Origin of the sequence: Alicyclobacillus acidocaldarius subsp. acidocaldarius Tc-4-1 (genome assembly GCF_000219875.1) — a bacterium.
Classification (GTDB): Bacteria; Bacillota; Bacilli; order Alicyclobacillales; family Alicyclobacillaceae; genus Alicyclobacillus; species Alicyclobacillus acidocaldarius_A.
The window spans coordinates 2,697,145-2,710,010 of sequence record NC_017167.1 but is presented as its reverse complement, the minus strand read 5'-3'; the positions used below and the strand labels follow the sequence as shown (position 1 = coordinate 2,710,010).

10 protein-coding genes, 2 tRNA genes and 1 pseudogene are annotated in these 12,866 nt (G+C 62.2%); 10 read left to right on the top strand and 3 right to left on the bottom strand.

Translation table 11 applies throughout. The annotated features are described in order from the left end of the window. Positions 1 to 38 precede the first annotated feature (38 nt). The 9 genes and pseudogenes from hpf (at position 39) to TC41_RS13090 (ending at position 9,332) form a co-directional block, all read left to right on the top strand. Positions 39 to 580: pseudogene (hpf, locus tag TC41_RS13135) on the top strand (ribosome hibernation-promoting factor, HPF/YfiA family). Between the two features lie 150 nt (positions 581 to 730). Then, the gene (gene secA / locus TC41_RS13130; RefSeq protein WP_014465563.1) at positions 731 to 3,121 is read left to right on the top strand and encodes a preprotein translocase subunit SecA; all 2,391 of its coding nucleotides are present in this window, start codon (positions 731 to 733) and stop codon (positions 3,119 to 3,121) included. 177 nt (positions 3,122 to 3,298) lie between these two features. Beyond that, positions 3,299 to 4,451 (top strand): peptide chain release factor 2 gene (prfB, locus tag TC41_RS13120; RefSeq protein WP_148260217.1). Its coding sequence is split into 2 segments (ribosomal slippage): positions 3,299 to 3,376 and positions 3,378 to 4,451, totalling 1,152 coding nucleotides; the frame shifts between segments, so codons are not numbered across the junction. Positions 4,452 to 4,568: 117 nt separating this feature from the next. Continuing rightward, positions 4,569 to 6,131: a glucose-6-phosphate dehydrogenase gene (gene zwf, locus TC41_RS13115; RefSeq protein ID WP_014465560.1), complete on the top strand. Its 1,563-nt coding sequence runs from the start codon at positions 4,569 to 4,571 to the stop codon at positions 6,129 to 6,131. Continuing rightward, on the top strand, positions 6,131 to 6,781 hold the full coding sequence (locus TC41_RS13110; RefSeq protein WP_014465559.1) for a cyclase family protein: 651 nt from the start codon (positions 6,131 to 6,133) through the stop codon (positions 6,779 to 6,781). Before zwf ends, TC41_RS13110 begins: the two co-directional genes overlap by 1 nt. Positions 6,782 to 6,891: 110 nt before the next feature. Next, positions 6,892 to 6,968 (top strand) — tRNA-Ile (locus TC41_RS13105). A 313-nt stretch (positions 6,969 to 7,281) separates the two neighbouring features. After that, complete coding sequence (locus tag TC41_RS13100) at positions 7,282 to 8,169, top strand: DUF1648 domain-containing protein (RefSeq protein WP_237699955.1); 888 nt, start codon at positions 7,282 to 7,284, stop codon at positions 8,167 to 8,169. A gap of 404 nt (positions 8,170 to 8,573) precedes the next feature. Next, positions 8,574 to 8,647, top strand: a tRNA-Gly gene (locus tag TC41_RS13095). Positions 8,648 to 8,651: 4 nt separating this feature from the next. Next, positions 8,652 to 9,332, top strand: coding sequence for a hypothetical protein (locus TC41_RS13090; protein WP_014465556.1), 681 nt, complete (start codon positions 8,652 to 8,654; stop codon positions 9,330 to 9,332). A 278-nt stretch (positions 9,333 to 9,610) separates the two neighbouring features. Here TC41_RS13090 and TC41_RS16335 read toward each other — a convergent pair whose 3' ends face one another. Next, entirely contained in the window at positions 9,611 to 10,003 is a 393-nt protein-coding gene (locus TC41_RS16335) for an SRPBCC family protein (protein ID WP_014465555.1), read from the bottom strand. Positions 10,004 to 10,233: 230 nt separating this feature from the next. Between TC41_RS16335 and pdo the strand changes: the two genes are divergently transcribed. Then, entirely contained in the window at positions 10,234 to 10,881 is a 648-nt protein-coding gene (pdo, locus tag TC41_RS13080) for a protein disulfide oxidoreductase (protein ID WP_014465554.1), read from the top strand. Positions 10,882 to 10,961: 80 nt separating this feature from the next. Here pdo and pgaD read toward each other — a convergent pair whose 3' ends face one another. Next, complete coding sequence (pgaD, locus tag TC41_RS13075; protein ID WP_014465553.1) at positions 10,962 to 11,405, bottom strand: poly-beta-1,6-N-acetyl-D-glucosamine biosynthesis protein PgaD; 444 nt, start codon at positions 11,403 to 11,405, stop codon at positions 10,962 to 10,964. 86 nt (positions 11,406 to 11,491) lie between these two features. Next, complete coding sequence (pgaC, locus tag TC41_RS13070) at positions 11,492 to 12,799, bottom strand: poly-beta-1,6-N-acetyl-D-glucosamine synthase (protein ID WP_258165037.1); 1,308 nt, start codon at positions 12,797 to 12,799, stop codon at positions 11,492 to 11,494. Positions 12,800 to 12,866 lie beyond the last annotated feature (67 nt).

Sequence of the window (12,866 nt, the reverse complement as noted above, 5' to 3'; positions counted from 1 at the left end):
GCGTTATAATGGATGCACCCACGAAGGAGGGGTTGTCGATGAAGGCACAGGTTCATGGCGACAACATCGCCGTCACAGCCGCACTGCAAGAGTACGTGGACAAAAAGATCGCGCGCTTCACTCGCTACTTTGATCGAGAGGCGGACAAGCAAATCTACGTCACCATGGCTGTCGAGGGCTTGGATCACCGCGTGGAGATGACCGTGTTCGTCAACGGCGTGATTTTCCGGGCGGAAGAAAAATCGCCTGACATGTATGCATCCATCGACTTGGCGACGGATAAGCTGGAAGAGCAAATTCATCGGTATAAAGAAAAACTGAACCGGAGGTTTCGCGCGCGCGGGCCGCGTCCCCAGTTGAAAGCGGCCGATCGCGACGCCGTGGCGGAAACGGACGACGAGATCAAGGTCGTGCGGGTCAAGCGGTTCCCCATTAAGCCGATGGACGTCGAGGAAGCCGTCCTGCAGATGGAGCTGCTTGGGCACGACTTTTTGTCTTCATGAACGCCGAGACCGAAGAAGTAAACGTCGTGTACCGCCGCAGGAGCGGCGACTACGGGCTCATCGAGCCGCAGATCTGACGACCGCAGGGGCGCTGTGCGCGTTAGCGCCCCTTTTCCTCCAGATAGGTCCCTCCGCTTGCCATTTCCAATCTCTATATTGTCCCGGCCCCTTCCGTGCGGTACAATAAATCGTTAGAAGTTCACCGCATATGGGGGTGTAACCGTTCGGTGGGACTCCTCAAACAGGTCTTCAACTCGAACGAACGTGAAATTGCCCGATTGCGCCGCATGGTGGATCGGATCAATGCATTAGAACCTGAATTTGAAAAGATGTCGGACGACGAGCTGCGCTCGATGACGGCCAAATTCCGCGAGCGGCTGGCGAACGGCGAAAAGTTGGACAATCTGCTGTTTGAAGCGTTTGCCGTCGTGCGCGAGGCCGCGAAGCGCGTGCTCGGCCAGCGCCACTTCGACGTGCAGCTCATGGGCGGCATTGTTCTGCACGAGGGCCGCGTGGCCGAGATGAAGACGGGCGAAGGCAAGACGCTCGTCGCGACGCTGCCCGCGTATTTGAACGCGCTCACCGGCGAAGGCGTGCACGTGGTCACGGTCAACGACTACCTGGCGAAGCGCGACGCCGAGTACACGGGCAAGGTGCATCGGTTCCTGGGCCTCACGGTCGGCTACAACGGTCCCGACATGACGCCTGCGCAGAAGCGCGAGGCGTACCGCGCAGACATCACGTACGGAACCAACAACGAGTTTGGCTTCGACTACCTGCGCGACAACATGGTGATGTCCCTCGAGGACATGGTCCAGCGCAAATTGCACTACGCCATCGTGGACGAGGTGGACTCCATCCTCATCGACGAGGCGAGGACGCCGCTCATCATCTCGGGACCGGCTGAAAAGTCGGCCGATTTATATTTTCGCGCGGATATGCTGGTGCGTCGCCTGAAGCCTGGCGAGGATTATGAGGTCGACGAGAAGATGCGCACCGCCAACCTGACCGAGTCGGGCGTGAAGAAGGCGGAGCAATTTTTCCGCGTGGACAATCTGTTTGATCCGGAAAACGTCACCTTGATGCACCACATCACGCAAGCGCTGAAGGCGCACGGCCTCATGAAGCGCGACAAGGATTACGTCGTGATTGGCGACGAGGTACACATCGTCGACGAGTTCACGGGCCGCATCCTGCACGGGCGCCGGTACAGCGAGGGCCTGCATCAGGCCATCGAGGCGAAGGAAGGTGTCAAGGTCCAGAACGAATCGAAGACGCTCGCGGCCATCACCCTCCAGAACTACTTCCGCATGTACGAGAAGCTGGCCGGCATGACGGGCACCGCGAAGACGGAGGAGAAGGAGTTCATCGAGATCTACGGCATGGACGTGGTGGTCATTCCGACCAACCGCCCGATGATCCGCGTCGATCTCGACGACGTCGTGTACAAGACAGAGCGGGCCAAGTTCCGCGCGGTGGTCGAAGAGGTGGCGCGCCGGCACGCCAAGGGGCAGCCGGTGCTCGTCGGCACCACGTCTATCGAGAAGTCGGAGATCCTTTCGCGCATGCTGCACGAGCGCGGCATCCCACACCAGGTGCTGAACGCGAAGCACCACGAGCGCGAGGCGGAGATTGTGGCGCTCGCCGGTCAGCGCGGCATGGTGACCATTGCCACCAACATGGCGGGCCGCGGCACGGACATCATCCTCGGCGAGGGTGTGGCGGAGCTCGGCGGCCTGCACATCATCGGCACCGAGCGGCACGAGAGCCGGCGGATCGACAACCAGCTGCGCGGTCGAGCGGGGCGCCAGGGGGATCCAGGATCTTCCCAGTTCTTCCTCTCGCTTGAGGACGATCTGCTGCGCCTGTTCGGATCGGACAACATCAAGCGGCTCATGGATCGGCTGGGCCTCGACGAGGATCAGCCCATCGAGCAAAAGATGTTGACCAACGCCATCGAGCGGGCGCAGAAGAAGGTCGAGGGCAACAACTACGATCTCCGGAAGCACGTGCTCCGCTACGACGACGTGTTGAACAAGCAGCGCGAGGTCATCTACCGGCAGCGCCGCCAGATCCTCGAGCGCGAGGATCTGCGCAGCATCGTAGAGGGTATGCTCGAGGATCTGATCGATCACATGCTCGAGGTGTACTGCTCCGAGGAGCAGGTGCCGGAAGACTGGGACCTGCAGGCGCTCATCCAGTACGCGGAGCACCATTTCCTGCACCCGGGCCAGGTGACGGTGGAAGAGTTGCGCAAGTTGGATCGGGACGAGATCAAGGCGCGGCTCCTCGAGCTCGGGAAACAGAATTACGACAAGCGCCGCGAGGAGCTCGGCGACATCATGCATCAGCTCGAGCGGCTCGTGCTGCTGCGCGCGGTCGACTCCAAGTGGATGGATCACATCGACGCGATGGATCAGTTCCGCCAGAGCGTGCACCTGCGCTCGTACGGCCAGGCGGATCCGCTTGTCATCTACCAAAAAGAGGGCTTCGAGATGTTCGAGGCGATGATCCACTCCATCGAGGAAGAGGTCATCCTGTACGTGTTCAAGGCAAACGTCCAGGCTGTCCCGCAGCAGCCGGTGGCGCACGGAGCCGTGCCGGTGCAGGGAGGCTGATGGCGTAGCCGTCCACAGGTGTCATCCCGCGTGCAAAGGAGAGCGGCGGGCTGGGCTTTTGACGCGATGGTGCCGGCGGGCCGGCTGGTCCGAGGCGACAGCCGCCCCACCTGCGCACGCGGCGGCCGTCCGTTTGATACAATAACGACCGAAACACCGCAGGGAGTGATGAGCTACATGGCAGAGACGTACGGCGAGCTTCGCCAGGAACTGAAGAGCATGGCCACCAGGTTGGCGGATTTCGGGAGGTCTCTTTGACGTCGCGGGCAAAGAGCACCGCATCGCGACGCTCGAGTCGCTGATGGCCGCGCCTGACTTCTGGGACAATCCCGACCGCGCCCAGAAGATCATCGCGGAGATGAACGGCGTGAAGTCGGTCGTCGACACGATGAAGCGGCTCGAGTCGCTTCATCAGGACGCTGAGGTGGCGCTGCAGCTCGCCCAGGAGGAGGACGATCCCGACCTGTTCGCCGAGGCCAACCGGCTGGCGGAGCAGTTGAAGTCCGAGATGGACGAGTTCGAGCTGCAGCTCATGCTGTCGGGCGAGTACGACAAGAACAACGCCATTCTGGAGCTGCACCCCGGCGCGGGCGGCACCGAGTCGCAGGACTGGGCCTCGATGCTCCTGCGCATGTACACGCGCTGGGCGGAGGATCACGGCTACAAGGTCGAGGTGCTCGACTACCTGCCCGGCGAAGAGGCGGGCATCAAGAGCGTCACGCTCCTCGTCAAGGGCCACAACGCATACGGGTATCTCAAAGCGGAGAAGGGCGTGCACCGGTTGGTCCGCATCTCCCCGTTTGATGCGTCGGGGCGACGGCACACCTCTTTTGCGTCGGTGGACGTCATTCCTGAAATTGCCGAGGACGACGACTCCATCGAGATCCGGCCGGAGGAGCTGCGCATCGACACGTACCGGTCCACCGGCGCCGGCGGCCAGCACGTGAACACCACCGACTCCGCGGTGCGCATCACGCACATTCCCACCGGGATTGTCGTGACGTGCCAGAGCGAGCGGTCTCAGATCCAGAACCGCGCCCGCGCAATGGAGATCCTGAAGTCGCGCCTCGCGGCCAAGCGCCGGGAGGAGCGGGAGCAGGAGCTCGCGCAGCTGCGCGGCGAGCAAAAGGAAATCGCCTGGGGCAGCCAGATCCGCTCGTACGTGTTCCACCCGTATTCGCTCGTGAAGGATCACCGGACGAATTACGAGACGTCGAACACGCAGGCGGTCATGGACGGCGAGATCGATCCCTTCATTCACGCGTACCTGCGCTGGCAGCTCGCGCGCGAACAGCAGCGCGAGAACGAGGCCGTGCGGGACGCGACATAACATCGCGCAAAAGATCGAAGACTACGGCCGAGTGGGCATCCGCTCGGCCTCTGTATGTCTGTGACGACTTTGTGTAGAATGGAAGCGGACTGATATACAAAGAGGAGATGGAGTGCTATGGGAGTGGAGAGCCAGGTCAACACCCGCAGGCAGGTGCCGCCGCACGTCTTCGTGCTGTTCGGCGCAACGGGCGATCTCGCCCACCGCAAGCTGTTCCCTGCCCTGTATCAGCTCGAGAAGAAGGGGCTGTTGCCGGACGGGATGAGCATTGTCGGCACCGCGCGTCGCAGTTACACGGACGACACGTTCCGCGACGAGGTGCGCAAGGCGCTCGATTCGTTCGTGAAGGAGGGAGTCGAGGAGGACGTCTGGTCGCGACTCGCGCCGCGCATTCACTACATCGCGGGCAACGTCGACAACGAGGACGACTTCCGGAAGCTCGCCGATTTCGTGGCCGAGATCGAGAAAGAGAAAGACCACGGCGGGAATCGGCTGTTCTACCTCTCGATGGCGCCGCGCTTCTTCGGAGAGACGGCGCTCAACCTGAAGAAGGCGGGGCTTGCCGACACGAAGGGCTGGCGTCGGCTCATCATCGAGAAGCCGTTCGGCCACGACTACCAGTCCGCGGCAGAGCTCAACCAGGAGCTGTCGACCGCGTTTTCCGAAGACGAGATCTTCCGCATCGATCACTACCTCGGCAAGGAGATGGTGCAGAACATCGAGGTGATCCGCTTCGCCAACTCGATGTTCGGGCCGCTTTGGGACAACCGTTCCATCGCCTGCGTCCAGATCACATCGAGCGAGACGGTGGGCGTCGAGGACCGGGCGTCGTACTACGAGACAGCCGGGGCGCTGCGCGACATGGTGCAGAACCACATGCTGCAGATGGTGATGATGGTCGCCATGGAGCCGCCGAGCCGCCTGCACACGGAGGCCATCCGCGACGAGAAGGTGAAGGTGCTGCGGTCGCTTCGCGCCTACCGCGAGGACGAGGTCGGGCAGTACGTCGTGCGCGGCCAGTACGCTGCGGGCGAGATCGACGGCAAGCCTGTGCCGGGCTATCGCGAGGAGCCGGGTGTGGCGCCGGACTCGAAGACGGAGACCTTTGTCGCGGCGAAGCTCTTTATCGACAACTTCCGCTGGGCGGGCGTGCCCTTCTACATCCGCACAGGCAAGCGGATGCCGAAAAAGTCGACGGAGATTGTCATCCAGTTCCGCAACATGCCGGAGCACCTGTACTTCAACCAGGACGGCAAGCTCGGCCCGAACCTGCTCGTCATCCGTATCAACCCGGTCGAGGGCATGTACCTGCAGCTCAACGTCAAGCGGCCGGGGACGGAGAACGTCGTGGTGCCGGTTGCACTCGAGTTCAGCCAACCCGCCGACAAGTCGCCCGAGGCGTACGAGCGCCTGTTGCACGACGCGATGCACGGAGATTCGACGTTCTTCACGCGCTGGGACGAGGTGGCGCTCGCGTGGAAGTTCGTCGACCCCATTGCCAACGCGTTCGCTGAGGACCGCGTGCCGCTTGACACGTACAAGGCCGGCACGTGGGGCCCGAAGGCTTCGGACGATCTCGTCCAGCCGAATCCGGGCCTGTGGTGGCCGCTCTACGGGAACGAGTCGCCGATGCAGGATCTGGAACGGGCTGTCGGCCACCTCGTGGAGGTGAAGCGGTGATGCCGAAAGTGTACGACGTGAGCATGCTGATCCACGAGGGCATGCAGGTGTACAAGAATAAAGACGAGAAGCGGCCGAAATTTGAAACCACGTCCGACTTCCAAACCGGGTCTGCGCACGAGACCCGGTTGCACCTGGACGCCCACACCGGCACGCACATCGACGCCGAGCTGCACATGGTGCCGGGGGGCAAGACCATCGAGACCGTCGGACTGGACAAGCTCATCGGCCCGTGCCGCGTGATTGACCTGACCGGCGTGCAGGACGGCATCACGCGCGCCGACCTCGAGCCGCACGCGCCGAAGGCGGGCGAGTTTCTGCTCTTCAAGACGCGCAATTCGTTCGAGGAGACGTTTAACTTCGAGTTCATTTACCTGAAGGAAGACGGCGCCCGCTACCTCGCCGAGATCGGCGTGCGCGGCGTGGGAACGGACGGCCTTGGTGTCGAGCGATCCCAACCGGACCACGCGACGCACGTAGCCCTTCTGTCGAAGGACATCGTGGTGCTCGAGGGGCTGCGGCTGAAGGATGTGCCAGCGGGCACGTACTTCATGATTGCGCTGCCGCTCAAACTTTCCGGGATTGACGCCGCGCCCGCGCGGGTCATTCTCTTCGAGGGGCTTGAACCTGGGACTCTCACGTTCGCCTGACCCGCGGACGGGCTGTACAGGCGACGCGGTAGCTTTGGGTGCCCTGCGGCGCGCTTCTCCGAACAGTGACAACATGGTCGCCGTGTGATATACTGTGAAGAGAAGCGCAAGGGCCCATAGCTCAGTCGGTCAGAGCGGCCGGCTCATAACCGGTTGGTCCCAGGTTCGAGCCCTGGTGGGCCCACCACGGGTGCAGGACGCCCCGAAACGCCCGACGACGGGACGTTTCGGGGCTGCGGCTTTTTGGCGGCCGCGGACGAGCGGAGGTTGCCTCGGCGGCAGAAGGATGGGATTCTTCGCTCAAGTCGGTTGCCGTCCGAGGTTCACTTGTGATGGCGACGCTTGCCGCGCGCCACGACCAAGATCCGCTGTCCAGGGTGGAGGACAACCACAATCGGCTTCTTATGCTTCACAGCTGCTCCTCCCTTCTGCACCGGATGTTGCATCGTACGGCTGAGGTCGTGCGTTGTCCACGGCGCATGTGCGAAGGGGTGAGGACTGTGCCGAGTGTTGTTGGGTATCAGCCTCCGGTGGGTGAGGTGCTGCAGGAACCGAGCCTTTGGATTTGTGTTGGAATGGCCGTTCTGCTCATCACAGTGGGGCTCTTTTGGCGCCGCGTCTTCCTGGAGCGTGGGGTCAAAGGTTTCGCGACTGCCTTTTGGCTGCTCCTCGCCTGTGTGCCGTTTCTTCTGGCGGTGAACATCATTGTCTCCGGTCTTCGAAGCGGGTGGCGGCTCGCCGGCGGCGTGCTGCAGGTGCGTACAGACGCTGGTGTGACCGCGGTCGATCTCGCCCGCGCGCACGCGGCCTGGGTGACCCAGAATGGCGTCTACGGCCTGGCGGATCGACTGCTCGGGACGAACGCGGGCGCGTATGCGAGCGGCTTGTTTCGCCTGAACAATGGGCAGGTGGCGCATGTGTACGTCCTTGCCGGTGCGCCTCGGCTCGCCGTATCGGATGGCCACGCGCTCGTCATTCTCGGCACGCCCGGACTCGACGCGCTGGTGCGCCATGTGTCCATGGGGGTCGTTCCCGCTGTGCCGCCCACAAGCGTCTTGCCCTTTCATCCTGTTGCAGGTCTTGTCACGCTCGTCGTCTCTGCCGCGACCCTGCTGGTTCACGTGGCCATGTGGCACCGCTACCGAACGCGCGTGCCGGATCGCGTGACGTCACACTGGGACGTGTCTGGGCGGCCCAATGGACAGATGAGCAGGGCTGGGTTCTACCGATGGGGGCTCGGCGTCGCCATTGGCCTGGGTATCTTGCTCACTTTCGTCTCATGCATGACCTGGGTGGGGTGTGTCTTGGGGGCGCTTGTCGAAGTAGCCATTGCTCTTCTTTGGAGGATGGTATGGCGCGTTAACACTCGACCAGCGCATATCGCGTGATGCTGTATTTCCCCGCTTGACCGCGGGCCCGCGGGCCGGGACAAAGACCGCGTCGCTTTTGTGTCCTCCTCCGTAGCATGGTGGTGATCCTCGCGGAAGGAGGGACCATCATGTACGGCGGATGCTTTGGTGCCTACACACAGTGGGCTGTGGTGTTTCTGATCATCTTTGTGCTGTTCTTCCTATTGGTGCCGGCGTACAACAACGGCGTCTGAAGGGACGCCATCAGAACGCCGTAGACAGTCACCTCAAGCGGCATGGAATGCTCAGGCTTCGCAGATTTGAAACGGCGGGCTGCTCGGTGGAGATGCGGCCTGCCTTTTTTTCGTGACCCGCGCAGACATCGGGTTCGCGCATGCACTTGAATCGACCCCACGAATCTGGTATTCTCTTTGCCGTGACGTGCGGGTGTAGTTCAACGGTAGAACTCCAGCCTTCCAAGCTGGCGGCGGGGGTTCGACTCCCCTCACCCGCTCCACAGCATGACCACCGTGTCAGACCTCGTCTGGCCGGTGGTCATTTCATATACGGGGGGTCGATTTTCTCCCTTGAAACTCACGTTGCTCCTCCTGATGACGCTGGTTTTCAGCGCTGCTGCTTCGGCGGTTGACCGGCTGATCAATCGCCTGGCAACCAGACACGTCATACCGCTCATCGTGGACGCCGTCGCGGTACTCGTCATCTTCGTGATCACGGTTGCGACCGCGAACTGGTGGGCTGCAAAGACATGTTTTGATTTTCGCAGCGTCCCTCGTTGGCACGCGAGTCTGTGGCGTTCCCTCGGTCCTCTGGTCATTGAGGGCATTCTGGTGTGGGGCGGTGCCGCCGAGATCGCACACCTGACGATGCCGTCAGGCAATCGAGCTGCGCTCTCGATTGTGAAGATTTTGATTTGGGTTGCCGCGTGCGCCTGTTACTTCGGTGCCCTCACAGTCACCGCCGTTGCGATGGTCCTGGCCATCACCGGGCTGGGTACAAACACCTGGCACTCCTTTGCGTCCGCTGTGCAATGGTTGCGATCCCGCCCTGGGCCCCTGTTCTTAATGTCTGCCGCTCTGCTCGCGTATGAAGAAGTGGCTTCGCTTGCCGCCGGCGCCATTTCGAAAGCGGGGGTGGCCGAGTGTTTGCGTGACACCATTCTCCTTGCGTACGGGCCTCTCTAGGTATGGTGCTTCTCCTGGGTTAACGGTGATGCGCGGTCGCCATTCCTAAAGAAGAGATGAAGTGTCCATCTGACCATCCCTGGCTGATGTGGGCCACGCGACATCTCGCGATGCATAGGCCAGCGGACATGGGCGCCCTGCTTTCGAATGAGGACCGCGACACTCGAAACGATGGGCTGCGATGTCGCGTTCCAACATCGAGACGAGCTTGCGCCACGCATGTAGCCGAGTAGCCGGCCCAAGGGGGGACTGGGCCGGCTCTGCCACCCGTCGCGCCGTCATGCGAGCGCCTTGGCCACCCGCTCCAGAGCTTGGACCACCGCCTCCCAGCCCATGCGAGCACCCTGGTAAGCCTGTTCAGCCTGAATGTTGCGCTGTTCCAGAAGGAGCCTCGTCGTACCTTCGGCCGTTTCTTCCAGCTTCCATTCGATCTCGTTTTTCTCTCCGAGGCTCTCCCAGGTGTACACAAGGCGGCGTGGCGCTTCCACGGCGAGAACTTCACCTTCGACGACGCCATTCCACTCGTCGGTCCCCTGCATCTTGAAGTAGAACCGATGCCCCACAATCGGGCGGAACGTGTTCTCTTTGAAAAACATCCACTGAATCAAAAGCTCGGATTCCGTGAGAGCTCGCCACACGGCCTCCACCGGCGCATCGAGATGAAACTCCATCTGTAGGGACTTCATATCACAACTCACAACGTTCCTTTCTAGCGCGCGTTTGCAGGCTTAGAACCTGCGCACGCCAGAACGGTTCGTAAAACGACACCCAGTCATAGACCTGCTGTGGAACGATGGAGAGTGTGAGTTCCTTCGCCTGCTCTTGACACCACATACCCGTATGGGTATATAGAAATCAGAACGGTATTAACGCATCTGAATGCGCGCAGGGGGGAGTCACAATGCTGTCCTCTCGGGATCAGGCGGCGATTCGCGAAAGGCTCGCGGATCTTCAACAGCCCGTCGTCATCAAGTTCTTTGAGGCGTCTCTCGGATGTCCGACGTGCCCGGAGATTCGCAGCCTTTTGCGGCAGGTCGCCGAATTGTCGGATCAGCTGACGCTTGAGGTGCACAATCTCTACATCGATGAGGAAGAAGCCAAGAAGTACGGCGTCGACCGCGCGCCGACCATCGTGTTGACGGACGGATTGCGCGAGGATTACGGCGTGCGCTTCTATGGGGCGCCGTCGGGGTACGAATTTGCGACGCTTTTGGACGACATTCGCATGATGGCAAGCGGGGACTCGGGCCTTTCCGCGAGTACAAAGAGCCGCCTCGCGGAGCTGAAACAGCCCGTGGATCTCAAGGTGTTTGTCACGCCGACGTGTCCGTACTGCCCGGCAGCGGTCAGGCTTGCGCACCGGTTTGCGTTTGAGTCGCCACTTGTAACCGCGAGCATGATTGAGGCGACCGAGTTCCCCGAGTGGGCTACGCGGTTCAACGTCTATGGCGTGCCGAAGACGGTCATCAACGATTCGGAGGCGTACGCTTTGGAGGGCGCGGTGCCGGAGGACGTCCTGCTGGAGCAGGTCCTCGCGACACAGGCGTGAAGGGCGCGGTCGCGGCGGGGATTCCGCCCAAAAGAACCACACATCAAAGGGGCGCGGCAAACCCGCCGCGCCCTTTCCACTTACCGGTCTGCCGGCCAATCGACGACCTTTTCTCGCTGCCACCGTTCGATCTCGCCCACAGGCACGCCGAGCATTTCCGCCAGTTCCGCGTCGGACACGGGCGCGGGTGGCCTGCGCCTGCGGAGGCGGCCGAACCGCAGGCGGTTGAACGAGGCCCAGCCGATGAACACTGCGGCCGACATCGCGGCGACCGTCACGCCCATGCGAAGGACGCCAAGCGGCGTGGCGCTCGGCAGCAGATCGAGCACGTACAAGTGAAACTTGTGCCATCCAAGGAGCCAGAGCAGCGCGGACGTGAGGACCTGCACCGCCACGACGGCCACCCATAGCCATCCCGTCAGCGTCACCGCGGTTTCGAACCAGCGCTTCGGCCGAGTCGATCGCGACCCACGCCGCACAACGAGTTCATCCCACTCCACTCGCGACTTCTCAGGCAGGCTCATGCCGACACCCCCCGATTCGGGCTTTCCCACGTGGCGTACCGCCCGCGCCGAGCCGACCACATGGCCCAGCACGCCTTGGGAACGGCTCAGACCACCACAAACGCGCCAATCATCCAATACGCGGCCGGATACCAGATGGCATAGAAATAGTAGCGCCAGAGCGAGTCGCGCTCGTATCGCTGCTCAATCCAGAGGGCGATCGCGGTCTGCACGAGCGAGGTCAGGCCGAGCCACGTCCCCGCCTCCGCCACGTACGTCCAAGGAATACCGTGCGCCGCATCAAAGGCCAGGGTCCACACGAGGCTCACCACCCAAAGGTACGCCCAGGCGATGCCCAGAAGTTCTTCCACATAGAGCGGGATCATGCGCCGATTCTTCGAGGTCCAAAGGACCGAGGCGTTGCGGATGAGGACCTCTACGCCGCCCTGCGCCCAACGCGCGCGCTGTCGGATGAGGCTTCGCAGGCGTTCGGGCGCCCACATGAAGCAGAGCGCTCGCGGCTCGTACCGGATGTCCCAGGCTCTGCGCTCGAGTTTCCACGACACCGCGATGTCGTCTGTCACCATGTCCTCGTCCCACATCCCGCAGTCCACCAGGGCACGCTTGCGGAACGCCGCAATGACGCCGGAGACGGTCATGATCTTGCCGAGTACGCACTGCGCGCGCTTAATGAGCCCGATGATGCTCGCGTACTCCAGCACCTGAATCTTACCGAGCAACGTACCGCGGTTTCGAATGCGCGGGTTGCCCGTCACGGCGCCGACGCGCTCGCTGCCCGGCGCCACGAAGTGCCACACGAGGAACCGAAGCGCGTCCTTCGCCAATACGGCGTCCGCGTCCACGGTTACGAGGATCTCGCCTCGGGACGCGACGAGCCCAACGTTGAGCGCGTGCGCCTTTCCGCGCTGGACGGGCAGGTTCACCACGCGCACCCGGGCATCGCGGTCTGCCATGCGCTCCAGCACCGCGCGCGTGTCGTCTGTGCTGCCGTCATTCAGCGCGACAATTTCATACGCTGGATAATCCAACTGAAGCATCCGGCCGATGGTGTCCTCGAGGACATCTCCTTCGTTGTGACAGGGGACGAGGATGGACACAAACGGCGTCTCTGGGAGATCCGGCGGTTCGGGGGAGGTGCGGCGTTCTCGCCACCAGGCGTAGACGCATCCGCCCACCATCCAGACGATGCTCATGACAAAGGGATACAGGAAAAGAAATGATAGACCATGCGCCGTTTGCTCCTCACTGGACTCGGGCTTCCACCGCGGCGATCCGGCCGAGTCCCCGCGCCGGATCGCGCGAGCTTGCAGCCGCTGCGCAAGCCTCGATACGAATATGTTGTGCACGATGCATTTCCAACGGCACACGCCCAAGCGGCAGCCCGGATTTTTCATTTGCGGAGACGAAGACGACGCAATGGTGGAACGGGGCCCAAAGTGATCGTACGATGGCGGGCCATCG